The organism is Streptomyces recifensis (assembly GCF_002154615.1).
In the GTDB taxonomy this organism is placed as follows: domain Bacteria; phylum Actinomycetota; class Actinomycetes; order Streptomycetales; family Streptomycetaceae; genus Streptomyces; species Streptomyces griseoluteus.
In genome coordinates, this window is sequence record NZ_MUNH01000155.1 from 1 (window position 1) to 26,887 (window position 26,887).

The 26,887-nt window shown below is 69.7% G+C and carries 20 protein-coding genes and 1 pseudogene; 4 read left to right on the forward strand and 17 right to left on the reverse strand.

Features of this window, described 5'->3' with window-relative positions; translation table 11 throughout:
- Together CCN33_RS09940 and CCN33_RS09945 are read right to left on the reverse strand one after the other, a co-directional pair.
- Window positions 1–212 (reverse strand): annotated as a pseudogene (locus CCN33_RS09940) (hypothetical protein); the annotation flags it as partial.
- Window positions 213–251: 39 nt separating this feature from the next.
- Window positions 252–866 (reverse strand): hypothetical protein, encoded by a 615-nt coding sequence (locus CCN33_RS09945; RefSeq protein ID WP_086693286.1) that lies wholly within the window; start codon window positions 864–866, stop codon window positions 252–254.
- 183 nt (window positions 867–1,049) lie between these two features.
- On the opposite strand from CCN33_RS09945, the gene CCN33_RS09950 reads away from it, so the two are divergent.
- The 3 genes from CCN33_RS09950 to CCN33_RS09960 all read left to right on the forward strand — a co-directional run bounded on the left by CCN33_RS09950 (window position 1,050) and on the right by CCN33_RS09960 (window position 4,366).
- Entirely contained in the window at window positions 1,050–2,291 is a 1,242-nt protein-coding gene (locus CCN33_RS09950) for an alpha/beta hydrolase family protein (RefSeq protein WP_086693287.1), read from the forward strand.
- A 131-nt stretch (window positions 2,292–2,422) separates the two neighbouring features.
- The gene (locus CCN33_RS09955; protein ID WP_086693288.1) at window positions 2,423–2,776 is read left to right on the forward strand and encodes a DUF805 domain-containing protein; all 354 of its coding nucleotides are present in this window, start codon (window positions 2,423–2,425) and stop codon (window positions 2,774–2,776) included.
- 228 nt (window positions 2,777–3,004) lie between these two features.
- A complete protein-coding gene (locus CCN33_RS09960) occupies window positions 3,005–4,366 on the forward strand; it encodes an FAD-binding oxidoreductase (protein ID WP_086693301.1) in 1,362 nt (453 codons plus the stop codon).
- A gap of 29 nt (window positions 4,367–4,395) precedes the next feature.
- Here the strand turns inward: CCN33_RS09960 and CCN33_RS09965 are convergent, their stop codons facing one another.
- The 15 genes from CCN33_RS09965 to CCN33_RS10040 form a co-directional block, all read right to left on the reverse strand.
- Window positions 4,396–5,865: an APC family permease gene (locus CCN33_RS09965; protein ID WP_086693302.1), complete on the reverse strand. Its 1,470-nt coding sequence runs from the start codon at window positions 5,863–5,865 to the stop codon at window positions 4,396–4,398.
- A 153-nt stretch (window positions 5,866–6,018) separates the two neighbouring features.
- The gene (locus CCN33_RS09970) at window positions 6,019–6,768 is read right to left on the reverse strand and encodes a DUF2182 domain-containing protein (RefSeq protein WP_086693289.1); all 750 of its coding nucleotides are present in this window, start codon (window positions 6,766–6,768) and stop codon (window positions 6,019–6,021) included.
- Window positions 6,765–7,379 (reverse strand): DUF1326 domain-containing protein, encoded by a 615-nt coding sequence (locus CCN33_RS09975; protein ID WP_086693290.1) that lies wholly within the window; start codon window positions 7,377–7,379, stop codon window positions 6,765–6,767. Before CCN33_RS09975 ends, CCN33_RS09970 begins: the two co-directional genes overlap by 4 nt.
- A gap of 223 nt (window positions 7,380–7,602) precedes the next feature.
- A complete protein-coding gene (locus CCN33_RS09980; protein WP_208621699.1) occupies window positions 7,603–9,660 on the reverse strand; it encodes a restriction endonuclease in 2,058 nt (685 codons plus the stop codon).
- 1,024 nt (window positions 9,661–10,684) lie between these two features.
- Window positions 10,685–12,646: a TIGR03960 family B12-binding radical SAM protein gene (locus tag CCN33_RS09990; RefSeq protein WP_086693293.1), complete on the reverse strand. Its 1,962-nt coding sequence runs from the start codon at window positions 12,644–12,646 to the stop codon at window positions 10,685–10,687.
- Between the two features lie 105 nt (window positions 12,647–12,751).
- On the reverse strand, window positions 12,752–14,257 hold the full coding sequence (locus CCN33_RS09995) for a CYTH and CHAD domain-containing protein (protein ID WP_086693294.1): 1,506 nt from the start codon (window positions 14,255–14,257) through the stop codon (window positions 12,752–12,754).
- A gap of 181 nt (window positions 14,258–14,438) precedes the next feature.
- The gene (rodA, locus tag CCN33_RS10000; protein WP_086693295.1) at window positions 14,439–15,635 is read right to left on the reverse strand and encodes a rod shape-determining protein RodA; all 1,197 of its coding nucleotides are present in this window, start codon (window positions 15,633–15,635) and stop codon (window positions 14,439–14,441) included.
- Window positions 15,632–17,878 (reverse strand): penicillin-binding protein 2, encoded by a 2,247-nt coding sequence (gene mrdA / locus CCN33_RS10005; RefSeq protein WP_086693296.1) that lies wholly within the window; start codon window positions 17,876–17,878, stop codon window positions 15,632–15,634. The genes rodA and mrdA overlap by 4 nt, the downstream gene beginning before the upstream one ends.
- Before the next feature lie 168 nt (window positions 17,879–18,046).
- Entirely contained in the window at window positions 18,047–18,721 is a 675-nt protein-coding gene (mreD, locus tag CCN33_RS10010; protein ID WP_031182274.1) for a rod shape-determining protein MreD, read from the reverse strand.
- Between the two features lie 12 nt (window positions 18,722–18,733).
- Complete coding sequence (gene mreC, locus CCN33_RS10015; RefSeq protein ID WP_086693297.1) at window positions 18,734–19,690, reverse strand: rod shape-determining protein MreC; 957 nt, start codon at window positions 19,688–19,690, stop codon at window positions 18,734–18,736.
- 164 nt (window positions 19,691–19,854) lie between these two features.
- A complete protein-coding gene (locus CCN33_RS10020) occupies window positions 19,855–20,874 on the reverse strand; it encodes a rod shape-determining protein (protein ID WP_086693298.1) in 1,020 nt (339 codons plus the stop codon).
- 341 nt (window positions 20,875–21,215) lie between these two features.
- Window positions 21,216–21,629, reverse strand: a complete 414-nt coding sequence (gene ndk, locus CCN33_RS10025) for a nucleoside-diphosphate kinase (RefSeq protein WP_030814145.1) — start codon at window positions 21,627–21,629, stop codon at window positions 21,216–21,218.
- 61 nt (window positions 21,630–21,690) lie between these two features.
- Window positions 21,691–22,056 carry a DUF4233 domain-containing protein gene (locus tag CCN33_RS10030; protein ID WP_031182277.1) on the reverse strand — a complete coding sequence of 122 codons (366 nt, stop codon included), beginning with the start codon at window positions 22,054–22,056 and terminating at the stop codon, window positions 21,691–21,693.
- A gap of 12 nt (window positions 22,057–22,068) precedes the next feature.
- Window positions 22,069–23,583, reverse strand: a complete 1,515-nt coding sequence (gene folC / locus CCN33_RS10035; protein WP_086693299.1) for a bifunctional tetrahydrofolate synthase/dihydrofolate synthase — start codon at window positions 23,581–23,583, stop codon at window positions 22,069–22,071.
- A gap of 350 nt (window positions 23,584–23,933) precedes the next feature.
- Window positions 23,934–26,558 (reverse strand): valine--tRNA ligase, encoded by a 2,625-nt coding sequence (locus CCN33_RS10040; protein WP_086693300.1) that lies wholly within the window; start codon window positions 26,556–26,558, stop codon window positions 23,934–23,936.
- 137 nt (window positions 26,559–26,695) lie between these two features.
- On the opposite strand from CCN33_RS10040, the gene CCN33_RS10045 reads away from it, so the two are divergent.
- Window positions 26,696–26,887 (forward strand): hypothetical protein (locus CCN33_RS10045; RefSeq protein ID WP_208621700.1); only part of this gene is annotated, 192 nt, incomplete at its 3' end.

A 26,887-nucleotide genomic window follows, 5' to 3' on the forward strand; every position in this document is an offset into this window, starting at 1 on the left:
CAGACGAACAGGGCCCGGCCTGCCCAGTGCAGCGCACGGCCGAAGGGCCGCAGCACGGTGGCGTGCAGGAACCTTCCGGCCGCGACCAGCGCGTCCCACGCGAGCCGTACCGGCACCACGAGCACCAGCACGACGATCCGGACGGGCAGCCGGAGGGCGACGACGAGGCAGCCCTCCGGGGGCTGCGGCGCGGGCGGCTTGTCGAGGTCCATACCCTCATGGACGCCACTGACCCGCTTTTGGATGCCTTTTCAGCCCGCGGGAACCGCACGGGACTTGTACGTCTCCGGATAGCGCTGGGTGAACTTCACCGCGATCACCAGCAGGACGACGGGGATGACCCAGTTGAACCAGTCGTCCTGGCCGGGGAAGTGGATGGCCAGCCAGGTGGAGGCCGTCATGACGGCGAAGGTGACGCCCCAGTACGTGGTGAGCACCCGGTTGATGTGCCGGAAGACCGGCGAGTTCCAGTACTGGCGCGGGGTCGACTCGCGGGCGTACTGGGCGGTGAAGGGGTCGTGGAGCAGCGACGCGAAGGCGATGACGGCGACCAGGCCGTTGGAGATGACCTGGGCGTAGGTCTCCAGCCAGAGCAGGTCCGCCCGGTTCAGGGCGAGGGCGAGGACGGAGAGGACCGCGAAGAACACGATGCCGGCCGCGTCCAGGATGCGGATCCTGCCCTGCAGGAGGTCCTGGGCGGACAGCACCAGGGCCGCGACCAGGGCGGCGAGGGCCGCGTACTCCCAGGTGCTGGGGCTGGCGACCACGCCGAAGATGATCCAGGGGGCGAAGGAGAGGAACACGCTCGCGGTGCCGAGCGGCTTCTTGCTGGGGGTGGTCTGTTCCGTGGTCGCCTGCTCAACCATGAGGACGTCCTCTCCTGATGGTGTGCCGTCGTGGGAAGCCGCGGGCCGCCCCCTCCCATCGTCACGCCGCGCGGTGCCGGCCGCACGCCGCCCGCCCGTGGTGCGCGGTGGCGGGCGGGCACCTACCGTGGGAGGTGCGGTCCGGACCAGCAAGGGGTTCGCTCGGCCTGTCCGGGAGCCGTCATGACGTATCGCTTCAGCGAGAACGACCAGTTCAACTTCGAGATCCTGCTCGCCCTCGGTTCGGTGTGGCGGCAGGGAGCCGACGCGGGCGAAGTGCTCAGCACCGCCGCGTCGGTGGCGGGCGGTGACGGGCAGGTGTGGTTCGACGCCTGGCTCGATCTGGGTCGCCGCGTACGGGTGGAGGCGGAGGAATGCGCGGCGACCGGTCACCTGGTGAGTGCCCGCGAGGGATGGCTGCGCGCGGCCGGCTATCTGGGCACCGCGATGGTGGGTGTGGACGCGGTGCCGGACGCGGAGAAGCGGGCGGCGGAGGCGTTCACCGAGCACCGGGCCTGCCTCGACCGGTTCCTGCTGGCCCTGGACCCGCCCGCCGAGCCGGTGTCGATCCCGTACGAGGGCACGACGCTCCCCGGCTATCTGGTCAGCCCGCCCGGCACGGACGAGCCGCTGCCGACGCTGATCGCCAACAACGGCAGCGACGGGCCGCTCAGCTCGACCTGGACGCTGCTCGGCGCCCCGGCGGTGGAGCGGGGGTACCGCGTCCTGCTCTTCGACGGGCCCGGCCAGCAGTCGATGCTCTTCGAGCGGGGGGTCACCTTCCGGCCGGACTGGGAGAACGTCATCACCCCGGTCGTGGACTTCCTCCTCGGCCGCCCCGACGTCGACCCGCGGCGTATCGCGCTCGCCGGCATCAGCCAGGCCGGGTACTGGGTGCCGCGCGCGCTGGCCTTCGAGCACCGGCTCGCGGCGGGGGTCGCCGATCCGGGGGTGGTGCGGGTCGCGGAGAGCTGGTGGCAGCACCTCGGTCCGGACCTGCGCACGCTGTGGGAGTCCGGGAACCGGGACGCCTTCGACGCGATCATCGAGGAGGCGCTGGAACACAATCCGGCGCTGGCCGCGACGTGGCGCTGGCGGGCCAAGCCGTACGGGGTGGAGAGGCCCTACGACCTGCTGTGCGAGGTCTCGCGGTACGACCTGCTGACCGAGGTGTCCCGGCACGACCTCACCCGCGTCGTGGACCACATCACCACGCCGCTGCTGATCACCGACCCGGAGGGCGAGCACTTCTGGCCCGGCGCGTCGGAGCAGTTGTACGACGCGCTGCCCGGCCCCAAGGAACTGGTGCGCTTCACCGAGGAGGAGGGGGCGCATCTGCACTGCGAGCCGCTGGGGCGGGCGCTGTTCGAGGAACGGGTCTTCGACTGGCTGGACGCCCGGCTGGCGACCGCCGGCACGGTGTGAGGAGCGGGTTTGATCACCGAACGGCTGCGGCCACGTAACGCCTTGATCTGATCACGCCAACGCTATGGATTCCGGCCAGGGCTGCTGCTTCCATGGGAGACCAATCACGCACTTCCCTGGGGGGACGACAAATGCACTGGTACGTGGACGTGCTCAAGAAGTACGCGGTGTTCAGCGGTCGCGCGCGGCGGCAGGAATACTGGATGTTCTTCCTGTTCAACCTGATCATCACCATCGTGCTGGCGATCGTGGACGCGGCCCTGGACACCCAGGTCCTCCAGCTCGTCTACGGCCTCGCCGTCCTGATCCCGGGCCTCGCCGTCGCGGTCCGCCGCCTGCACGACACCGGCCGCTCCGGCTGGTGGGTCCTGATCTCGCTGATCCCGCTGGTCGGCTTCATCATCCTGCTCGTCTTCCTCGCCTCGGAGGGCAAGCCGGAGGCCAACGAGTACGGCCCCAACCCGAAGTACGCCCCGGCGGTCTGACGCCGGCCCAGCCACGACGAAGGGCCCACCGGATGATCCGGTGGGCCCTTCGTCGTGTTCTGCCGGCCTCGGCCGGGCCATGGTGGCCCGCGTGTCGGTAGTGGCTGCCGTGGTTGCCCTCGCTACTGTCCGCTTCGCGAAAATCATCCATGAAGGGGACACATCGCGTGGGCTGATGGTCGAGAGGACACAGACCGCCTCAGTGCCGTGACCGAAGGGACCGAGAGCATGACGTGCCCGCGGGCAAGGCTGACCGGACGCATCGTGCGTCCCGACGACCCCGACTACGCCGAGGCCAGTCGGGGCTGGGACGAGTTGTTCGTCCGCCATCCCTTGGTCATCGTCTACGCCCAGAGGACTCAGGACGTGGTCGACGCCCTCACCTGGGCACGACAGCATGACGTCGCGCTGCGGGTGCGGAGCGGCGGCCACAGCCTTGAGGGCTGGTCGAACGTGGACAACGGCATCGTGATCGATGTCAGCGAACTGAAGTCGGTTCATGTCGACACCACCGCTCGCACGGCGACGGTCGGCGCCGGGCTCAGCCAGCTGGAAGCGGTGACCGCCCTCGCGGAGCAGAACCTCGCAGTGACGACCGGAACCGAGGGAAGCGTCGGCCTGTCCGGCGCGACGCTGGGGGGCGGCTTCGGCTTCCTCACCCGCTACCTCGGCATGGCCTGTGACAGCCTGATCGGCGCCGAGATCGTCGTCCCGGAAGGCCCGGACCGCGCCAAGGTGATCAACACCGACCTGGAGAACCACTCGGACCTGCTCTGGGCCCTGCGTGGGGCAGGCAACGGCAACTTCGGGATCGTCACGTCCCTGACGTACGAGCCGACTCCGCTGGAGCGCGTCACCTACCTCCAAGCGGCGTGGGACGGCATCGGGGACCTGTCGGAAGTCTTCGAGGCGTGGCAGCGCACGGCGCCGGTCGCCGACGACCGCCTCGGCGCCCAGCTCGAAATCCGCAGGAACCGGATCCTGATGTTCGCGGTCCTCGCGGAAGGAACACCGGCGGAGACGAGGAAGATGCTGGCTCCGGTCCTGTCGGTCGGTGACCCCACCCTCACGGTGCAGGTCGGCAACTGGGGCGACGTGTACGCGGCGTTCCAGATCCCGGCCGAGGACGAGCCCGCGAACTGGAAGTTCTGCTCGCAGTTCACCAGCTTGCCGTTCCCGAGGACGGCGATCAACGTGATCGCCTCGTTCATGCGTGACGCACCCACGGATGACAGCAACTTCTTCACCCAGGCGTTCGGCGGGGCGGTCAGGGACAGCCCCCGCGGCGGCACGTCGTTCCCCCACCGTGACGCGCTCTTCTACTCCGAGCCCGGTGCCGGCTGGGGAAGACGCGGAGTACCGGGCAGCGGCGACGAGCTGACTCCGCGGGCCCAGGCCTGGATCGCCGAGTTCGGCCAGGCACTGCGGCCCTACGTGAACGGTGCCTACGCCAACGTTCCCAACGTCGGGATGAACTGGGAGACCGCCTACTGGGGGGACAACGTCGACCGGCTGCGCAAGATCAAGGCTAAGTACGACCCCCGGAACGTGTTCCAGTACGAGCAGAGCATCCCGCCCGCCTTCCGCTGACCGACCACGATCGGGCGACGGGGGCGACGTCAGTGCTCGAAGACACTGACATCGCCCGGCTCGGTCTCCAGCGCCGGGCGATTGAACAGCAGCAGGCCGACGAAGAACAGCCCACCCACGACGAGCAGGCCCACCACGATCAGCACGGGAACGAGCGCCTCAGCCGGCGACACCAGCACGAACAGGGACACCAGCGTCCACAACAGCGCGCAGACCGCGACCGGCAACTCGAACCGACCGAGGTCGAACGCGCCCTTCCTGCGGTCCAGACGGCGGCGCACCGCCAGATACAGGACGATCGTCGCCCCGTAGATGATCGCCGGAAGGATCGTGGACGCCGTGATCAGCTTCAGCAGCGCGGCGCCCGGCAGCGCGATCATCAGAACCAGGCCCACGACGAGGATCAGCACCGTCGCGGGGACCGGCGTCTGCGTGCGAGGGCTGACCCGACGCATGAGCCGGTGGGCGGGGAAACGCCCGTCGCGCGACATGGCGAAGACCATCCGGGAGCACGCCGTCATCACCACCGTCCCGGCGCCGAAGAACGCGATCGCCACGGCCGCCAGGAGCACTCTTTCCATCGGGGGCCCCAGCCGCTCCCGCATGATCGCCGCGACGGGCGACTCGCTCGCGGTGACCCGGGGGATGTCCTCGATCGCCACGGTGAGGCAGATCAGGAAGACGATGCCCAGCACACCGGCGGCCAGGACGGACCCCACGATCGCGCGCGGGACGCTGCGGAAGGGGTCCTTGGCCTCCTCGGCCAGGTTCGCCGCGGAATCGAAGCCGACCAGCGTGGCGAGCCCCATGATCATCGCGATCATCAACCCGCCGCCGACGTCGAAGTAGTGCGGGGCGTGCTCGGTGACGCCACGCGAGACCAGGTTGCCGGCCGCGCCACGACCGGTGACCGCCACCACGATGGCGAGGAGGAGCGCCACCACCACGACCAAGGCCAGCTCCAGCCCCACCGCGGCGGTGTTGATCAGGCTGACGAGGCGCGTGGAAGCGACCACGACCACGGCCTGAACCAGCAGAATCACCAGGGTGATCACCCGCGCCGTGTCCTCGTCCGGCCTGATCCCCGCGAGAGGCATGAACGCCTGACTCGCGAGGGCGTTGTCCACCGCCACCACCGCGATGGCCAGGTAGCAGAAGCTCAGCCAGCCGAACCCCCAGCCGACCTTCGGGTCGGCCAGCCGTGAGGCCCACTGGTACGACGAGCCGCTGAGCGGGATACGCCCGGCGAGCTGCGCCACGACCAGGGCGACCAGCACCTGACCCACCGTCGCGACGACCCACAGCCAGATCCCCACCGGCCCCGCGTTCTGCAGCACGTCGTCGTACGTCGAGAAGATACCGACCGCCACCGAGATGAACGCGAACGAGATCGCGAACACCTGGAAGGAGCCGAGCGTCCGCTTCAGCTCCTGCTGATAGCCCCCGAGGGCGGCGGCGTCCTCCTTGCCCTCGGAGTCCGGCGAAGCCGCTTCCACCACTTCGGCACCCTCTTCCGTCACGCCCAGCCGGCCGAGCGACACCCGCACACCCGGGCCCTCACGGACCAGGACGCCGGCTTCCGATCCGCGCCCTTCGCGTTCATATAAGACATAGGTGCGGGACTTGCGCACCCGGAAGATCAATACCGTCCCTCACATACCGGCCATACCGCCACCGGAGAGACCCGGAGCCAGCGTCGGCACCCAGAAGACGGCCACCGCCAGAGCGATCGAGACGGTACCCACGGCGCGGGCCACCAGGCGGCCGGCCGGAGCGAGCTTCTCGGCGGTGATCACGGCAGCCAGTACCACCATGGCCCACAGGTTCATCAGCCCGAATGCCGCCAACAGCATCATGAGCGACCAGCAGCAGCCCAGGCAGAAGGCGCCGTGGTGGGCTCCGGCACGCAGATCGCGAGAGTGTCCCTGGTACGAGGCGTAGCGAAGCATCAGCCCGATCGGCGAGCGGCACCTCGCCAGGCAACGGTCTTTGAGCGGCGTGAACTGGTAGACGCCACAGACCGCGAACACCGCCGCGGCCACCGCCGTCCCTGCCGCGGTCGCCGCCCGGCCCAGGCCCGCGACCAGCGCGTACGCGGGCAGCCCGGCCAAGGCCCAGACGAGCAGGTAGGCGACGGTGAAGGCGACCATGCGCCTCGACCGGTGCACGGTGATGGTGCGTGCGTACAACGCGGCGACGGGCGCCGTGGACGGCAGCATCATCGCGGCCATCATCAGCGTCCACACGCCCAGGAAAGCGGGCAGTCCCAGCCCCATGGTGGCGGTCGTCGCCCGCGTACCTCCCCAGCGCGCCACCACCCAGATCCAGGCGACGGCCGCGGCCACCAGCAGAAGCCCGGCAGGGCTCACCCTCCGGCGGCCGGTGACCGGCCCATCGGTCATACGGACCACGTGAAGGGCGCCGAGTGTCCGTTGCCGCCGGTGAAGTCCCAGGACCGGCCGTACACGCCGTCGCCCGTCGCCCGGGTGGACCGGGCGATCGTCAGCGTGCTGTTCACGGGATGGAACACGCCGGTCAGGCCCATCACCGGACCGTCCTCGCCGAACTGCGGGGCCACCTGGTCCTCGATCTCGATGTCGATGGCGTCATCCACCCGCGCGGCATGGCGGCGGCCGTCGTCGCGGTAGTCGATGGGGACGCGCTCCACTCCGAGGACCTCGCCGATGAGGGGCGTGAGCGCCGCCATCGGGCCGCCGGCCTGGCCGGAGAAGACCTTGGCCAGCGCCTCCGCCTGACTCTCGTCGGCAGAGGCATCGACGTAGAGCGCGACCTGCCAGCCTCCCTCGGCCATCACCCGGGGTGCGTCGATGAAGACGGCGACACTGCGGTCGGAGACGTCCACGCCGTCCACGGTCCCGCTGTCCACGTGGAACGCGAAGGTCACCTGGCAGCGCTCGTGGTCGGCCGGCGCGGTGAGGCCCGAGGTGGTGCAGGGGCACACCACGTCACAGTTGCAGCTCTCCAGGTACGTGCCGCTCAGATTCCAGGGCATGCTTCCTCCCTGTTGCGCACCCCCCTCGACGTATCGGACACCTCAGGCGGGCCCGTCCCGCCCCGAAGTCCCTTTTCCCAGGCTATTCCCGACAGTTCCCGTCGGCACCAGCCGCAGCGCCGAGCGCCCCGCTCACGTCAGTGCGCGTGACCACTCGAAGCGGGCGTCGCACCCGCGTTCTCGACCGCCAGAGGCAGCAGCTTCTTGCAAGAGCCTCCTGTCGTCACTCGACTTCGACGCCGTACTCCTGGACGAGCTGCTCCAATCCCCCTGTGTACCCCTTCCCTCCCAGCACGAAGTCCCAGTCGCCACTGGACCTGCGCCGGAAGGATCCCAGCACCAGTGCGGTCTCGCCGGAGCGGCCGTCGGAGACCTCAAGCCGGCCGAGCTCGGTCATTGCCGGGTCGAGCAATCGGATACATGCATCGGTGAATCCGGACAGGTCGGCTTCCGGGTTCACCTCCGGATCTACGGCCGCCACAAGCACGAACCGGTCAGCCGCATCCGGCAGCGCATCGAAGGAGACACGGAGCGCCGCCTTGTCCGGCGCCGCAGCCGGCACTGCCCGGACCGAACCGTCCGGAGTCCGCCGGTTGTTGAAGAAGACGAAGTGGTCTTCGCTCAGGACTCGGTTGCCACGGCAGACAAGAGCGCATACGTCCAGCGCGACACTGCCGGACCACGTCATGCCCAACACGTTGTGGTCGTCGGGCGCCGTTGCAGGACTGGAGGGCGACGGCTGCGCTGGAGTCGGTCGTCCACCCTCCCCCAGGCGCCCACGAAGCCCGTGCCGATGCAGTAGGTCGACCAGTTCACCGCCCGAGATGAGCTCCAAGGGCTTGCCCCGAGCGAATGCATGTGAGCCGGGGCCGAAACCCGCCGTGGTCACCAGCACTCCCTTGTTGGCACCGACGTCCTGGACCGTCCCGTACAGGTCACGCACAGCGGTGGGCGGCACCGTGCTGCGGTAGCGCTTCACCTGTACGACGATCTTGCCACCCCGGATGGGCGTCGGGTCCAGCGCGTCCACATCCACGCCACCGTCATTCGAGCGCTGGGTCGTCACAGCTTGCATACCCATGGCACGGAACAGGTCGGCAACGAGCGACTCGAACTCGATCGGATCCATGTCATACAGATCCGGCTCCTCAGCACCGCCGTGAGTGACGACATGGTTCCCGACGTCCTGCGGCCTCCGTCCCGGGCGCACGGATGTGAGCTGATCAGGACGGGACGCGAGCTGGCCCCTCAACGCGTCGGTCAGACAGCTGACCGCGTCCACCTGTTCCAGGTGCAGGCCGGTGAACGCCGCTCGCTGGGCCATGACGGTCGCAAGGTAGATGTGCGTTCGCCTGCCCGTCGCCGGATCGTGGGCGTCCACGAAGCCGTTCAGGGCCACCGAGTCGAGGATGCCGTACTCGTCCGCCGCGAAGAGCTGATGCAGGACCAGCAGCAGGCTCTGCGCCAGCACCTCTCGGTACAGCCCACGGCGCTGGGTAGCAGGACGTGCGGTTTCCTTGTCCTCGTCCTGGCCGGGCACGTATCTCACGGATTTCGCCTCGGGGACGACGCCGTACCCGGGCAGCTCCCAGTCCAGAACAAGCTGCCGCGCCGCTGAGTCGAAGGCTGCCGCAACCTGCCGAGGAAACCCTTCCGGCCAGGCAGTCGACGAGTAGAGAGCCGCTGAGAAGTACTCGATCACGGAGTCTGGGTCTCCCCGCCTGACACCCTCGGTCACCTCGACGATGCCGGCGTTGTGCCGACGGACCTCCGCCCGCTGAGCCTCAGTCCTCTGCTCGTAGTCCCGCTGGAGGGCCGCCAGCTGCTGCTGTCGCTGCGCTTCGACAGCTTGCGCGGCGTGCCAGTCCCGTTCGAAACGGGCCCGCGCCTCGGCCTGAGCCTGTGCACGACGGTTTGCGGTCCAACCTCCTTGCGCCTGGTACTGGCCCGGATCCGGCATGCGCACAGGCCACGCGAGCTGACCAGGGTCGAACGGCGGGATCTCCTCCGCGCGCATCAGGGACGACGCCCTGAAGGCCGGCGCCTGGCAAGCCGCGGCGAGCAGCGCCTGCAAGGCTGCGACCTGCGCGTCCAGCTCCTCCGTACGTCGCCTCGCCTCTGCCTGCCGGTACTGCCGGTACTCCTGCGTGGCAAGTCGTTGACAGACCCGCGCCTGCCGTTCCTCTTCCCGGCGCCGTCGGGTCTCGGCTTCCACTTGACGCTGGTGCTGACGCTGCATTTCTGCCCAGGCACCGACAAAACCAGCAGAGCGACGACTCATGCGCTACAGGCCCTCCCCAGGACGTCGGCACAGCCGACCAGGCTCTGGTTGCCCCCACAACCAGTAGTAACCAAACGACTTTATCCAGCAATCGCTGGTACGGACATCAACTTGCCAAAGGCAACTTGCACCCGCTGTTCCGGCGGTTCATGACACGACTGCGCCCCTCCAAAGTGAAGGGGCGCTCATGGTCGCCACGAAGACTGTGCGCGGGGCCGCGGAGGCTTGGATCCACGCCACTTCCGAGTAGATCCCCAGCCATCTTCCAGGACCTGTCAGAGGCGTGTGGGACCGCTTCTGCGGCGGCTGCTGACGAACACGCATGCACGAGCGCCCTCCCGGGCCGTCCTCGGGCCGCGGAAGGGCGCTCAATGGCGCAACAGGCCCTAGTGGGGTTTAGTCGACTGTCTGCCCGTCGTACTTACCGCCCCTGCAGGTCGGGAGCACGGGTGTCGACCGATCGATCCTTCCGCCGCCGTCCGTGCACTCACCCGGGGTGACGCTGCTGACGCTGCTGGCGGTGGCGGTGGCGGCGCCTGTGAGGCCGAGTCCGGCGAGGGCTGCCGTGGCGATGACGGCGGCGAGGATTCGTCGAATGCGCATGTGGTTTCCCTTTCACGGATTGCCTCGGATGGGGCACTAGTCAGCCTGATCTTCACCCATGTGGGTGGCACGTCATGTTGGGCCATTCGGGTGACAGTGCTGTCAGGTGCGGGGTCTGCGACGTGACCCGTCGGACAGGCCCTGGGAGGGGAGAGACCACCCGGCCGGATGGGTGGTCTCTCCCCTCCCAGCAGGAAAGGGGGCTGGGGGCCGGGCAGTCATGCCAGGCCTGGCAGGTCCCTCAGCCCCACTCCACCTCGGAAACTAGGGACGGGTACTTCCAGGGCCCGGCAACGGCCAAAGCGCCGACGGCGCCGACGGGCGAGGGACCGAAACGCCCACCGCAGCCGACGCCACCGCCACCTCGTCCTCACCAGCTCCCGCCAGCGCCTCCATCACCCGATCGAGTGCCTCGGTCACGTCAGTGCGAGTGACCGCTCGACGCCGGCGTCGGACCCGCGTTCTTGACCGTCAGAGGCAGCAGCTTCTTGCCGGTCGGGCCGATCTGGATGTGGGTGTCCATCTGCGGGCAGACACCGCAGTCGAAGCACGGGGTCCAGCGGCAGTCCTCGACCTCGGTCTCGTCGAGGGCGTCCTGCCAGTCCTCCCAGAGCCAGTCCTTGTCGAGGCCGGAGTCGAGGTGGTCCCACGGGAGAACTTCCTCGTAGGAGCGCTCGCGGGTGGTGTACCAGTCGACGTCGACGCCGAACTCGGCCAGCGCCTTGTCCGCGCAGCCCATCCAGCGGTCGTAGGAGAAGTGCTCGCGCCAGCCGTCGAAGCGGCCGCCGTCCTCGTAGACCGCGCGGATGACCGCGCCGACGCGCCGGTCGCCGCGCGAGAGCAGGCCCTCGACGATGCCGGGCTTGCCGTCGTGGTAGCGGAAGCCGATGGAGCGGCCGTACTTCTTGTCGCCCCGGATCTTGTCGCGGAGCTTCTGCAGGCGCGCGTCGGTCTCCTCGGCGGAGAGCTGCGGCGCCCACTGGAACGGGGTGTGCGGCTTGGGCACGAACCCGCCGATGGAGACCGTGCAGCGGATGTCGCCCGAGCCGGAGACCTCGCGGCCCTTCTGGATCACGTGGGTCGCCATGTCGGCGATCTGGAGGACGTCGTCGTCCGTCTCGGTCGGCAGACCGCACATGAAGTACAGCTTCACCTGCCGCCAGCCGTTGCCGTACGCGGTGGCGACCGTACGGATCAGGTCCTCCTCCGAGACCATCTTGTTGATGACCTTGCGCATGCGCTCGGAGCCGCCCTCGGGGGCGAAGGTGAGACCGGACCGGCGGCCGTTGCGGGTCAGCTCGTTGGCCAGGTCGACGTTGAACGCGTCGACACGGGTGGACGGCAGCGAGAGGCCGATCTTGTCGTCCGTGTACCGGTCCGCCAGGCCCTTGGCGATCTCACCGATCTCGGAGTGGTCCGCGGAGGACAGCGACAGCAGGCCGACCTCCTCGAAGCCGGTCGCGTTGAGCCCCTTCTCGACCATGTCACCGATACCGGTGATCGAGCGCTCGCGCACCGGGCGGGTGATCATGCCCGCCTGGCAGAACCGGCAGCCGCGCGTGCAGCCGCGGAAGATCTCCACCGACATCCGCTCGTGCACCGTCTCCGCCAGCGGCACCAGCGGCTGCTTCGGGTACGGCCACTCGTCCAGGTCCATCACCGTGTGCTTGGAGACACGCCACGGGACACCGGAACGGTTGGGGACCACACGGCCGATCCGGCCGTCGGGCAGGTACTCCACGTCGTAGAACGCCGGGATGTACACCGCGCCCGTCTTCGCCAGCCGGAGCAGCACCTCCTCGCGGCCACCGGGCCGGCCCTCCGCCTTCCAGCGGCGGATGATCTCCGTCATGTCCAGCACGGCCTGCTCGCCGTCACCGATGATCGCCGCGTCGATGAAGTCCGCGATCGGCTCCGGGTTGAACGCCGCGTGCCCGCCGGCCAGCACGATCGGGTCGTCGACCGTACGGTCCCGCGACTGAAGCGGAATACCCGCCAGGTCCAGCGCCGTGAGCATGTTGGTGTAGCCCAGCTCGGTGGAGAAGCTCAGGCCGAACACGTCGAACGCCTTCACCGGACGGTGACTGTCGACCGTGAACTGCGGGACGCCGTGCTCCCGCATCAGCGCCTCCAGGTCCGGCCACACGCTGTACGTGCGCTCGGCCAGGACGCCCTGCTGCTCGTTGAGCACCTCGTAGAGGATCATGACGCCCTGGTTGGGCAGACCGACCTCGTACGCGTCCGGGTACATCAGGGCCCAGCGGACCTCGGCCTCGTCCCAGGGCTTGACCGTGGAGTTCAGTTCTCCGCCGACGTACTGGATCGGCTTCTGCACATGCGGGAGCAAGGCTTCGAGCTGCGGGAAGACCGACTCGACAGACATCGCGGCATTACCTTCGTGAGCTGGCTAAGGGGCATCTCCCGGCCGGAGGCTGGAAGGGTGACCATCAAGCCTAACCCGTTCGGACGCCTCTCCCGTACGCCGAGCTCAGTGCGGGAACGCGGAGCGGGCCTTCGCCCACGTACCGGGCAGCTTCTCCTCCGTACGCCGGGCCGCCCGCTCCTCCCGCTCGTACAGCACCCCGTACGTGAACGCGCTCTCCCCCGCCGCGTGCGCCACCGCCGCCAGCTCGCGCAGGGTCTGCCGGGCCAGCACGCTGTCCTGGTGCTCGCCGAGCAGGCTGGTCAGCTTCTTCGCCGCGCGGGCCAGGGCGCGGGCGGAGCCGCCGAGCGCGGGGACGGCCGCCTCGGCGGCGTACCGGGCGCGCTTGGCCCGCTTACGGGCCTGGTGCAGGGCGTGGTCGCGGTCCTCGCCGGGCGGCAGGTCCAGCGCGGCCGTCACCAGCCGGGCCAGCTTGTCGCCCTCCTTCTTCAGCGCGCGGCCGAGCACCTTGCCCGGCTTGCGCGCCGCCTTCTTCCGCAGCGGAGGGTCCGCGAGCAGGATGTCGAGGCTGTCCAGCAGGGCGAGATAGCGGGCGGAGTCCAGCACCCCGAGCAGCCGGCCGCGGGTACTGCCGTGCCTGACGGCCGCCCAGGAGCCGAGGCGCTCGCGGACCGGACCGGTGACCTCGCCGGGCGGGAGCGCGTCCAGGGCGTCCGACAGCCGTTCCGCCAGCACCTCCTGGTCCCGGTCCGCCCCGAGTTCGCGGGCCAGCCACTTCAGCTCGGCGCCGATCGGGGCGGTGGCGTCCCGGTCCAGCACGGAGCCGAAGCTGCGGAAGGCGGAGCGGAGCCGGCGCGTGGCGACCCGCATCTGGTGCACGGAGTCCGGCAGGTCCCGGCGGACACCGGGGTCGCGGGCGAGGATCGCCTCGCGCTGCTCCCGGAGGTACGCGAGGACGTGGTCCCCCGCCGTCACCGGCTCCGCCGCCCGCCCGGCCGGCCGGGCACGGGAACCGCCGGTACGGCGCAGCGCCTCGGCCACCTTGGACGACGCCTTCGACGGCCGCACCCCCGCCTCCGCGAGCCGCTCCTCGACGGCGTCCAGCACGGCGGGGTCGGCGCCGTCGGCCAGCTCCACCTCGATCTCGGTCCACTGTGCGGTGCCGCCCGCGCGGTTGAGCCGCTCGGCGTCGACGGTGTCCACGCTCGCCTCGGCCAGCAGGGTCCCGTCCGCGCCGACCAGGTGCCGTACGTCGCGGGCGGAACGCAGCCGGACCACGGGGACCAGTTCGGCACCCCGGACCCGTGAGCGCACCAGCGCGGCGATCTCCTCGGGCACGGTGTCCGAGAGCGGGGCCCGGATCTCGTCCCGGACACCGGGAGCGACGGGGAACTTCAGATGCCACCCGGCGTCCGCGCCTCCGGTACGGCGGCGCAGCGTGAGCGAGGCGGCACCCAGCCGCTCGTCGGCGGTGTCGTAGTAGACGGCGTCCAGCTCGACCACGCCTCTGTCCACGACGTCCGCCACCGCCCCGGCCCCGGCCAGCTCGGGCAGCGGCCTGTCGCCCGCCACCTCGTACTTCCGCTCGATCTCCCGCTTCACGTCCGCCATGAACCGAATCTAGAACGGCTACGCGATCTCAACCAGCCCCCGGGAACGGCCGGGGCCGCGGGTCCGACCCGGCGGACCGTCGCCGCCCGCGGCCGCACACGCTCCCGGAAACGCCTCGGGCCCGGTCGGGTCTCCCCTGAAGGGAAACCCGACCGGGCCCGATGGCCGAGCCGCCGAAGGCTCACGCCGACATGGGCCGCTGCACTCTGATCGACTGCAGCAGCCCCACCGCGATCCACACCGCGAACATCGAGGAGCCGCCGTAGGAGACGAAGGGCAACGGCAGGCCGGTGACCGGCATGATGCCGAGCGTCATGCCGACGTTCTCGAACGCCTGGAAGGCGAACCAGGCGACGATGCCGGCGGCCACGACCGTGCCGTACAGCTCGGTCGAGTCGCGGGCGATGCGGCAGGCGCGCCACAGGATGACGCCGAGGAGAAGGATTATCAGTCCGGCCCCGAGGAAGCCGAGTTCCTCGCCCGCGACGGTGAAGACGAAGTCGGTCTGCTGCTCCGGCACGAACTGGCCCGTGGTCTGCGAGCCGTGGAACAGACCGGAACCGGTCAGCCCGCCGGAGCCGATGGCGATACGGGCCTGGTTGGTGTTGTAGCCGACGCCCGCCGGGTCCAGTTCCGGGTTGGCGAAGGCCGCGAACCGGTTGATCTGGTAGTCGTCCAGGATGTGGAGCTGCCACACCGCGATGGCACCGATGGCGCCGGCCGAGATGAGGCCGAACACCCATCGGTTCGAGGCGCCGGAGGCGAGCAGCACGCCCAGGATGATGATCACCATCACCATGACCGACCCCAGGTCGGGCATGAGCAGCACGATGAGGATCGGCACCGCCGCCAGCCCGAGCGCCTGGAGCACCGTGCGGTGGTCCGGGTACGCCTTGTCACCCGCGTCGACCCGCGCGGACAGCAGCATGGCCATGCCCAGGATGATCGTGATCTTCACGAACTCCGAGGGCTGGATCGAGAAGCCGCCGCCGAAGACGATCCAGGAGTGGGCGCCGTTGACGGTCGAGCCCAGCGGGGTGAGCACCGCGAGGATGCCGGCCACCGAGAGGCCGTAGAGGATCGGCACCGCGTTGCGCAGGCCGCGGTGGCCCAGCCACAGGGTGCCGATCATCAGGGCGAGCCCGATGCCGGTGTTCATGAAGTGCCGGATCAGGAAGTAGTACGGGTCGCCCTGGTTGATCTCGGTGCGGTTGCGGGTCGCCGAGAACACCAGCAGGGAGCCGATCATCGACAGCGCGAGCGCCGCCAGCAGTATCGGCCAGTCCAGCCTGCGGGCCACCGAGTCACGGGCGAAGATCCTGGTCCAGCCGGCCCGCTTCGGGCCGTACCCGGACACGGAGAAGGTGTTGCCGGTCATGTGCGCGTCCTCCGGCTTCCCCTCCGGCGGGGCCGCCTGCGGGTGTTGCTGTTGGTGTTCGGCGACGGCGAGGTGGCGGGGGGCTGGTCCTCGCCGTTGCTGGTGTTGTTCTTCTGCGCGGCCTCCACGTCCTTGGCCGGGTCGGTGCTGATCCTGGGCGCGGCGACCGTGCCGTCGGGACGGACCTTCGGGAGGGTCTTCTGCGGCTCCGGCAGCATCGCCTTCTTGTTGTCGATCGAGCCGTCGCCCTGGACGCCGTACAGCGCGCTGTAGATGTTGCGCACGGCCTCACCGGAGGCTCCGGAACCCGTACCGGCCTGGGCGATCGTCATGATCACCGTGTAGTCCTTGGAGTAGGTCGCCAGCCAGGAGGTGGTCTGCTTGCCGTAGACCTCCGCCGTACCGGTCTTGCCGTGCAGCGGGATCTTGTCCTGCGGCCAGCCGCCGAACTTCCACGCGGCGGTGCCTCGGGTGATGACGCCCGCGAAGGCTTCGTCCATGCCCTTGAGGGTGGCCTTGCTGACCGGCAGCCTGCCCGAGGGCCTCGGCTTCAGCTCGCGCACCGACTTGCCGTCCGCGCTGATGACCGCCTTGCCGATGCTCGGGTGGTACATCGTGCCGCCGTTGGCCACGGCGCCGTAGATCACCGCCTCCTGGATCGGCGTGACGAGGGTGTCGCCCTGGCCGATGGAGTAGTTGATCGAGTCGCCCTCACGCATCTTGTTGCCCTCGAGGCAGTTCTCGTAGGCGATCTTCTCGACGTACGACCCGTCCTTCTTGCCGTACTTGCACCAGGCGTCCTTGTTGGCCTTCCAGTAGTCCAGCTTCCACTGGCGGTCCGGGACGCGGCCGGTGACCTCGTTGGGCAGGTCGACGCCGGTCTCCTTGCCGAGGCCGAACTGGTGGGCGGCCTTGTAGAAGAAGTCCTTGGGCTGGCCCTTCTTCGGGTTGATGCCGCCGTCCTTCTTCCACTGCTGGTCGGAGAGGTAGTAGAAGACGGTGTCGCAGGAGACCTCGAGCGCCCGGCCCAGCGGGATCGGACCGAAGCTCTCGCCCTCGAAGTTCTTGAAGACCTGGCCGCCCACCGAGTACGAACTCGTGCAGGGGTAGCGGCCGTTGAAGTCGTACCCCGCCTCGACCGCGGCGGCCGTGGAGACCACCTTGAAGGTCGAGCCCGGTGCGGCCTGGCCCTGGATAGCCCGGTTCAGCAGCGGGTAGTCGGAGTTCTTGCCGGTGAGGGCCTGGTAGTCCTTGGCGGAGATGCCGCCGACCCAGACGTTCGGGTCGTAGTCGGGGGCCGAGGCCATGGCGACGATGCGGCCGGTCTTGGCCTCCATCACCACGGCGGCACCGGAGTCCGCCTTGTAGTTCGTGCCGGTGATCTTGTCGAACTGCTGACGGGCGACCTTCATCGCCTTGTCCAGCTCGAACTCGGTGACCCGCTGGATACGGGAGTCGATGCTGGTGACCAGGTTGGAGCCGGACTCCGCCGGGTCGGCCTTGGCCTTGCCGATGACCCGGCCCAGGTTGTCCACCTCGTACCGCGTGACGCCGGCCTTGCCGCGCAGTTCCTTGTCGTACTGCCGCTCCAGGCCGGAGCGGCCGACCATGTCGGAGCGCAGGTAGGGCGAGTCGGTGTCCTTGGCCTTCTGGATCTCCTCGTCGGTGACCGGGGAGAGATACCCGAGGACCTGGGAGGTGTTGGCCTTGCCCGGCGCGCCGTACCGGCGGACCGCCTCGGGCTCGGCGGTGATGCCGGGGAAGTCCTCGGCACGCTCCCGGATCTGGAGGGCCTGCTTGGGCGTGGCCTCGTCGGTGATCGGAATCGGCTGGTACGGCGAGCCGTTCCAGCAGGGCTGCGGGGTCTTGGCGTCGCACAGCCGGACCTTCTGCTGCACCTCCTCCGGCTTCAGGCCGAGGACGGCGGCGAGCTTGGCCAGCACGCCCTTGCCGTCGTCCTTCTGCTTGAGCAGGTCGGTGCGGGAGGCGGAGACGACGAGCCGCGTCTCGTTGTCCGCGAGCGGGACTCCGCGCGCGTCCAGGATGTCACCGCGCACGGCGGGGTCCACGACCTGCTGGACGTGGTTGCCGGACGCCTCCTTCTGGTACGCGGCGCCCTCGCGGATCTGGAGGTACCACAGCCGGCCGCCGAGGGTGCCGAGCAGGGAGAGCACGAGGATCTGGATGACGACCAGCCGGATCTGGACCCGTGGGGTCCGCCCGGTCTCGGGAATGTTGGTCATGGGCGCAGCCCATTCATTGGAAGGGTGGTGGCGGGCGACGGGTGGGCGGTCACTGCTGCTGACTCCCCCTCTCAGCGCGGCACTGGCAGGCGCGTACGGATGATGAACGTGCGGCCGAACCGGCCCGGTTCCGCCGGTTCCTCCCCGTTCGGGTGAACTCGCGGGCTGTCACAGCCGCTTGACCCCCTTGATCCGGCCGACGCGGGCGGAGCGGGTGCGGGCCCTGGCCTTCAGCGCGCCGAAGCCCCGCTGGGAGCCGATGCGCAGGCCGGTGCCGGAGGAGAGCCAACCGGAGGAGATGTTCCCGGCCTTGGCGGCGGGGCCGGACTCGGCCAGCGGGTCGTTGTCCGCGCGGCGGGCCAGCCACATCACGCCGGGCACCACGAAGGGGGCCAGCAGCAGGTCGTACAGCGCGGCCGAGAACAGCAGGCCGGGTAGGCCGACATGGCGGGCGGCGGTGTCGCCGACCAGGGCGCCGACGCCCGCGTAGAGCAGGGTGGAGCCGATCGCGGCGGCGACCACGACGGCCATCGGGCCGGTCGCCGACTTCAGCCGGCCGGTCTCGGGCTTGACCAGCCCGGCGAAGTAGCCGATGACGCACAGCACCAGGGCGTACCGGCCGGCCGCGTGGTCGGCCGGCGGGGCGAGGTCCGCGAGGAGTCCCGCGCCGAAGCCGACCAGGGCGCCGCCGACATGGCCGTACACCAGGGCGAGGCCGAGGACGGTCAGCAGGAGCAGGTCGGGCACGGCACCGGGCAGGTGGAGGCGGGCCAGGACACTCACCTGGATCACCAGGGCGACGACCACCAGCACGGTGGAGAGCAGGACGCGGTTGAGGCGCATGGGGTTCAGCTCCTACTGCTGCTGGCCGTCGGTGTTGGTGTCGTCCGGCGCGGAGCCGTCCGCCGAGGGGGTGACCGTGACGGTCACCGTGGGCGTCGGGACCGGCTTGGGCTTGGCCGGGAGGACCTCGTCGCGCGGGTCCTTCTTCGGTCCCGCCACGACCACGCCGACGATGTCGAGCTTGCTGAAGCCGACGTACGGGGTGACGTAGAGCGTGCGGGTCAGTCCGCCGCCGGAGGGGTCGACACGGGAGACCACACCGACCGGGACACCGGGCACGAACGGCTTGTCGGCCTGGGAGCCGAAGGTGACGAGCCGGTCGCCCTTCTTCACCTCCGCCTTGCCGTTGAGGAGTTCCACGCGCAGCGGGCGGTCGCCCTGGCCGGAGGCGAAGCCGAGTTCGTCGTTGCCCTCCATCCGGGTGCCGACGGTGAAGTCGGGATCGTTGGCGAGCAGCACGGTGGCGGTGTCGGGGCCGACCGTGGTGACGCGGCCGACCAGGCCGTCGCCGTTGAGGACGGTCATGTCCCGCTTGATGCCGTCGTTGGCGCCCGCGTCGATGGTGATGGTCCAGGAGAAGCCCTGGGCCGCTCCTATGGCGATGACCTGCGCGCCCTTGATGCCGTACTGGCCCTGGCCCGCGACCTTCAGCATCTTGTCGAGCTGGTTCAGACGGCTGCGGGTGCGGTCGTCACTGCCCAGCTTGGCCTTGAGCGCCGCGTTCTCCTTCTCCATGACCGCGAGGCGGTCGTGGCGGTCTCCGGAGTTCCGGACGGCGGAGACGGCGTTGCCCACCGGGTCCACCGCCGTGGACATTCCGTTCTCGATCGGGCCGAAGGCCGCGGCCGCGGCCTGCCGGGCTCCGTCGACCGGGGAGTTCCGGCCTCCGCGGATGTCCACCGTGATCAGTGCGAACGCGATGGCGATCAGCAGGACCAGGAGCAGCCGGCTCTCTTTCGTGTCCCTCACGTGCGGCGGCCGTGCCCTTCCTCTATAGGAATTCGGGGACCCCCGATAAAGCGCCGTTGCCGATGCGCCAATCGAAGGGGGTCCGTTGGGGAGCTTATGCCTCTATATCAACGATCCGCCGCACGAGAGCAGCTCGTCTCGTACGGCGGAATCGAAGTGTCATGTCATCGGCGCGGCTGGGCGTCGAGCACCTGCTGCAGCGCCTCGAACTCCTCGACGCACTTGCCGGAGCCGAGCGCGACGCTGTCGAGCGGGTCCTCGGCGATGTGGATAGGCATGCCGGTCTCCCGGCGCAGCCGCTCGTCGAGGCCGCGCAGCAGGGCGCCGCCGCCGGTGAGCACGATGCCCCGGTCCATGATGTCGCCGGACAGCTCCGGCGGGCACTTGTCCAGGGTCGTCTTGACGGCGTCGACGATCGCGTTGACCGGTTCCTCGATCGCCTTGCGCACCTCCGCCGCGGAGATGACGACGGTCTTGGGCAGCCCGGACACCAGGTCCCGGCCGCGGACTTCGGTGTGCTCGTCGGAGTCGAGTTCGTACGCCGAACCGATCGTGATCTTGATCTGTTCGGCCGTCCGCTCACCCAGCAGGAGGCTGTACTCCTTCTTGATGTACTGGATGATCGCGTTGTCCAGTTCGTCACCCGCGACGCGGATGGACTGGGCGGTGACGATGCCGCCGAGGGAGATGACCGCGACCTCCGTGGTGCCGCCGCCGATGTCCACCACCATGTTGCCCGTGGCCTCGTGGACCGGCAGGCCGGAGCCGATGGCCGCGGCCATGGGCTCCTCGATGATGTGCACCTGGCGGGCGCCCGCCTGGGAGGAGGCTTCGATGACGGCGCGCCGCTCGACACCCGTGATGCCCGAGGGCACGCAGACGACGACCCGAGGCCGGGCCAGATACCGCCGCTTGTGGATCTTCAGGATGAAGTAGCGGAGCATCCGCTCGGTGATCTCGAAGTCGGCGATCACGCCGTCCTTCAGCGGCCGCACGGCCACGATGTTGCCCGGTGTGCGGCCGATCATCTTCTTCGCTTCGGCGCCGACCGCGAGGATTCCACCGGTGTTGGTGTTGATCGCCACGACGGACGGCTCGTTGAGTACGATCCCGCGACCCCTGACGTACACCAGCGTGTTGGCGGTCCCGAGGTCGACAGCCATGTCACGGCCGATGAACGACATTGAGTTCCCCATCAGGATTCGACGGGCCTTCCCTGGAAGCTTTTGAGGGCTTTTCAGGTCGGCGAGGTGGGTGCGGTGACGTGAAGGCTTCCATCGTAGACGCGCCTGCACGAACACCGCGCGAGGGTCTCCGCCCATTGTCAGCAGATGGCGCGCCGCCTCGCTTGTGGAGACGGTCCATCGGGGGCATGCGTTCCCCCGAACGGCAACGCATATGCCGAGGGACGGCCGAAATGGTACGGCCGTCCGGCGGCGGGATATCCGGGGGGCCTGACGGACCCTCAGAAAAAATTCCCTAAAACTCCTTACGGCGTGGCCCGGACGGGCCCGCACCGCACCGGTCAGTCACGGCCCGGAAAGAAAATCTTCACCTCGCGCTCGGCGGACTCCTCCGAGTCCGACGCGTGGATCAGGTTCTCGCGCACGATGACCCCGAAGTCGCCCCGGATGGAACCGGGAGCCGCCGCGATCGGGTCCGTCGGCCCGGCGAGCTGCCGCACACCCTCGATGACCCGCTCCCCCTCGACGATCATCGCGACGACGGGACCGGAGGACATGAACTGCACCAGCGGCTCGTAGAAGGGCTTGCCCTCGTGCTCGCCGTAGTGCTGCTCCAGCGTGCCCCGGTCCAGCTCGCGCAGTTCCAGCGCCGCGATCCGCCAGTCGGCCTTGCGCTCGATACGGCCGATGATCTCGCCGATCAGGCCACGCCGGACGGCGTCGGGCTTGAGCAGGACGAGGGTGCGCTGGGTCACGGGAGGCTCCTTACGACTGACGTGCGGTGGCACGAGGTTACAGGGCGTGTCCGCGCCCTCGTCACGCAGCGTCAGCCGTAGGGGAGGAGCCGGCCTCGGCGGCCGCCGCGAAGCGGGCCTTGGCCTCGTCGACCTTGCGGCCGTAGTGGACCGAGGCCCACCACAGGGCCGCGAAGACGGCGCCCATGAAGTACATCATCGGGACGAAGAAGCCCGAGGCGATCAGGGCGAGCTGGAGGGCCCAGCCGAGGGCGACGCCGCCCGGCCGGGTCACCATGCCGCACAGCAGCACGGACAGCACCATGGCGACCCCGCAGACCCACCACACCGTGGACACGGCCAGCGAGGGGTCCTTCATGGCGACCAGACCGGCGAACCCGATGACGAAGAACTCGCCGATCAGCGTCGATGAACAGAGCGTACGCACGAGCGGTTTACCTCAGCCCTTCCGAAGCAGCAGGCGCGCCTCGCCCACCGTGATGACCGAACCGGTGACCAGTACGCCGCCGCCGGTGAACTCGCCCTCCTCCTCGGCCAGCGTGATCGCGGCCTCCAGCGCCTCCGGCAGCCGGGGCTCGACCTGCACGCGGTCCTCGCCGAACACCTCGACGGCGATACCGGCCAGTTCGTCCGCGTCCATCGCGCGGTGGCTGGAGTTCTGCGTGACGACGACCTCCGCGAAGATCGGCTCGAACGCCTCCAGCAGCCCGCGCACGTTCTTGTCCGCGCTCGCGCCGACCACGCCGATCAGCCGGCTGAAGTCGAACGACTCGCGCACCGCCTCCGCGGTCGCCTCCGCGCCGGCCGGGTTGTGCGCGGCGTCCAGCACGACGGTGGGGGAACGCCGGACGATCTCCAGCCGCCCCGGCGAGGAGACGGCGGCGAACGCCTTGCGCACGGTGTCGATGTCCAGCGGCTCGGCGCGCTCGGCACCGACGCCGAAGAACGCCTCGACGGCGGCGAGGGCGACGGCCGCGTTGTGCGCCTGGTGGGCGCCGTGCAACGGGAGGTAGACCTCGGGGTACTCGCCGCCCAGTCCGCGCAGGGTGAGCAGCTGGCCGCCGACGGCGACCTGGCGGTCCACCACGCCGAACTCCATGCCCTCGCGGGCCACGGTGGCGTTCTCCTCGACGGCCTTCTTCAGCAGCACCTGCGCCGCGTCGACCGGCTGCTGGGCCATGATCACGGTCGAGTCCGGCTTGATGATGCCGGCCTTCTCGGTGGCGATCAGCTCGGGCGTCCCGCCGAGGCGGTCGGTGTGGTCCAGCGAGATCGGCATGACCACGGCCACGTCCCCGTCGATCACGTTGGTCGCGTCCCAGCTTCCGCCCATGCCGACCTCGACCACGGCGACGTCCACGGGCGCGTCCGCGAAGGCGGCGTACGCCATGCCGGTGAGCACCTCGAAGAAGGAGAGGCGGTGCTCCTGGGCGGTGTCGACCATCTCGATGTACGGCTTGATGTCGTCGTACGTCTCGATGAAGCGCTCGGCGCTGATCGGCGCGCCGTCCAGGCTGATGCGCTCGGTCACCGACTGCACGTGGGGGCTGGTGTAGCGGCCGGTGCGCAGTTCGAAGGCGCCGAGCAGGGCCTCGACCATGCGGGCGGTGGAGGTCTTGCCGTTGGTGCCGGTGATGTGGATGGAGGGGTACGTCCGCTGGGGGTCGCCCAGTACGTCCATCAGGGCGGCGATCCGGGTGACGGACGGCTCCAGCTTGGTCTCGCCCCAGCGGGTGGCCAGCTCGGTCTCCACCTCGCGCAGGGCGCGGTCCACCTCGGGGTCCTCGGGGCGGGCCGGAACGTCGGCCTCCGGCGGGCCGCCCTGGGTGCGCAGGGTGCGGCTGCCGGCCTCGATCACGGCGAGGTCGGGGTCGCGGTCGGTCTCCTCGGCGATGATGTCGTCGAAGTCGGCGAGGGGGTCGGGCGTGTCGTTGTTACCGGGCGAGTCGCTCACGTCGCCCAGTCTACGGAGGGGGTGGTCTCTCGCGCGTGGTGGTCCGGCCGCGGCTGCGTCGTGGCTTGTCGCGCAGTTCCCCGCGCCCCTGGGGAGCCGCAGCCGGGCCCTGCTGGATCGCTCGCGCGTGCGGCTGTCGTGTTCGGCTGCGGGCCCGCCGTGGCCGGTCGCGCAGTTCCCCGCGCCCCTGGGGAGCTGCAGCCGGCCGCGCTGGGGCGGCCACCCACCTCGTCGTGCCTCCCCCAGTGCCTCAAGGGCCTGGGAGGTACCCCCAGCGCAGCGGCACCACCGCGGCGCCGCGGGCAAGCGAAGGCCCCCGGCGTCGAGCGGACACCGGGGGCCTCGTTCGCTTACGCCTGCGGCAAGCGGTCCAGCTGGGACCTCAGGCGGAGCATGTCCTCCTCGGCCTTGGCCAGGCGGGTGCGGATCTTGTCGACCACCGCGTCCGGGGCCTTGGCGAGGAACGCCTCGTTGCCGAGCTTGGCGGTGGCGGCCGCCTTCTCCTTCTCCGCGGCCGCGAGGTCCTTCGCGAGGCGCTTGCGCTCCGCCGCGACGTCGATCGTGCCGGAGAGGTCGAGGGCGACCTCGGCGCCGGCGACCGGGAGGGTGGCCGTGGCCGTGAAGGAGTCGCCCTCCGGCTGGAGGCGGAGGAGCTGGCGGATGGCCGCCTCGTGCGGGGCGAGCGCCGTACCGGTCAGCGTGAGCCGCGCGGGCACCCGCTGGCCCGGCTGGAGGCCCTGGTCGGCGCGGAAGCGGCGGACCTCGGTGATGACCGACTGGAGGGACTCGATCTCCCGCTCGGCCGAGGCGTCCCGGAAGCCGGAGTCGGCGGGCCAGTCGGCGATGACCAGCGACTCCCCGCCCGTCAGCGTCGTCCACAGCGTCTCCGTGACGAACGGAACCACCGGGTGCAGCAGCTTGAGCGTGACGTCGAGGACCTCGCCCAGCACCCGCTTGGAGACCTCGGCCGCCTCCCCGCCCGCCTGGAAGGTCGTCTTGGACAGCTCGACGTACCAGTCGAAGACCTCGTCCCACGCGAAGTGGAACAGGGCGTCCGACAGCTTGGCGAACTGGTAGTCCTCGTAGTACGCGTCGACCTCGGCCACGACCGAGTTGAGGCGGGACAGAATCCACCGGTCGGTGGCGGACATCGCGGACGCGTCCGGCAGCGGCCCCTCGATCGTCGCGCCGTTCATCAGCGCGAACCGGGTCGCGTTCCAGATCTTGTTGGCGAAGTTCCGCGAGCCCTGGACCCAGTCCTCGCCGATCGGCACGTCGACACCGGGGTTGGCGCCGCGTGCGAGCGTGAAGCGGAGGGCGTCGGAGCCGTACTTGTCCATCCAGTCCAGCGGGTTGACCGCGTTGCCGAAGGACTTCGACATCTTCTTGCCGAACTGGTCGCGGACCATGCCGTGCAGGGCGATGGTGTGGAACGGCGGGGTGCCGTCCATCGCGTAGAGGCCGAACATCATCATCCGGGCGACCCAGAAGAAGAGGATGTCGTAGCCGGTGACCAGGACGGAGTTCGGGTAGAACTTCGCGAGCGACTCGGTCTGCTCGGGCCAGCCCAGCGTGGAGAAGGGCCACAGGCCGGAGGAGAACCAGGTGTCGAGGACGTCGGTGTCCTGGTGCCAGCCCTCGCCGGCGGGCGGCTGCTCGTCGGGGCCGACGCAGACGACCTCGCCGTCGGGGCCGTACCAGACCGGGATGCGGTGGCCCCACCAGAGCTGGCGCGAGATGCACCAGTCGTGCAGGTTGTCGACCCAGTCGAAGTACCGCTTCTCCATCTCCTGCGGGTGGATCTTGACCTTGCCGTCGCGGACCGCGTCACCGGCGGCCTTGGCGAGCGGGCCGACCTTGACCCACCACTGCATGGACAGCCGCGGCTCGATGGTGGTCTTGCAGCGCGAGCAGTGGCCCACCGAGTGGACGTAGGGCCGCTTCTCGGCGACGATCCGGCCCTCGGCGCGCAGCGCGGCGACGATGGCGGAGCGGGCCTCCAGGCGGTCCAGGCCCTGGAAGGGGCCAGGGGTGGTGATGACGGCGTGCTCGTCCATGACGGTGATGGACGGCAGGTCGTGGCGCTGGCCGATCTCGAAGTCGTTCGGGTCGTGCGCCGGGGTCACCTTGACGGCGCCGGTGCCGAACTCGGGGTCGACGTGCTCGTCCGCGACGACCGGGATGGAGCGATCGGTCAGCGGGAGCCTGATCAGCTTGCCGATGAGGTGCTTGTACCGCTCGTCCTCGGGGTGGACGGCGACCGCGGTGTCTCCGAGCATCGTCTCGGCGCGGGTGGTGGCGACGACGATCGTCTCGTCGCCCTCGCCGTACTTCATGGAGACGAGCTCGCCGTCGTCGTCCTGGTACTCGACCTCGATGTCGGAGATCGCGGTGAGACAGCGCGGGCACCAGTTGATGATGCGCTCGGCGCGGTAGATCAGCTCGTCGTCGTAGAGGCGCTTGAAGATGGTCTGGACGGCCTTGGAGAGGCCCTCGTCCATGGTGAAGCGCTCACGGGACCAGGCGACGCCGTCGCCGAGGCGGCGCATCTGGCCGGAGATCTGGCCGCCGGACTCGCTCTTCCACTGCCAGACGCGCTCGACGAACGCCTCACGGCCGAGGTCGTGGCGGGACTTGCCCTCCTTGCCCAGCTCGCGCTCGACGACGTTCTGGGTGGCGATGCCGGCGTGGTCCATGCCCGGCTGCCACAGGGTCTCGTAGCCCTGCATGCGCTTGCGGCGGGTCAGGGCGTCGATGATCGTGTGCTCGAAGGCGTGGCCCAGGTGGAGGCTGCCGGTGACGTTGGGCGGGGGGATGACGACGGTGAAGGGCGGCTTGTCACTCTTCTCGTCGGCCTCGAAGTAGCCCCGCTCCACCCAGCGCTCGTACAGCGGCCCCTCTACGTCGGCCGGCGCGTACTGGGTCGGCAGTTCGGTCTCGGGCGCTGATGGCTGCTGCTGAGCGTTCTCGGTCACGGGGGTCAGTTTAGAGGTGCCACGGGGTGCTCCCGAAACGCGTTTGTTCTGTAACGGTGCGGCCCCCGGTGCCACCTGTTCTCCGCCGCTGGGCAAGGATGGCGGCAACACCTGAACATCTGGAGGGGAACCCAGCCATGAGCAGCAACCAGCCGGGCCCGTACGGCGGACAGCCCCCGCAGCCGGGTCCTTACGGTCAGGCTGGTCAGCCCGGCCCCTACGGCCAGCAGCCCCCGGCCCAGCCGGGCCCTTACGGCAGCCCCGGACCGTACGGCCGGCCCCCGCAGGCGCCCCAGCCGGGCGACGGCTACCCGCAGCCGCCGGTGCAG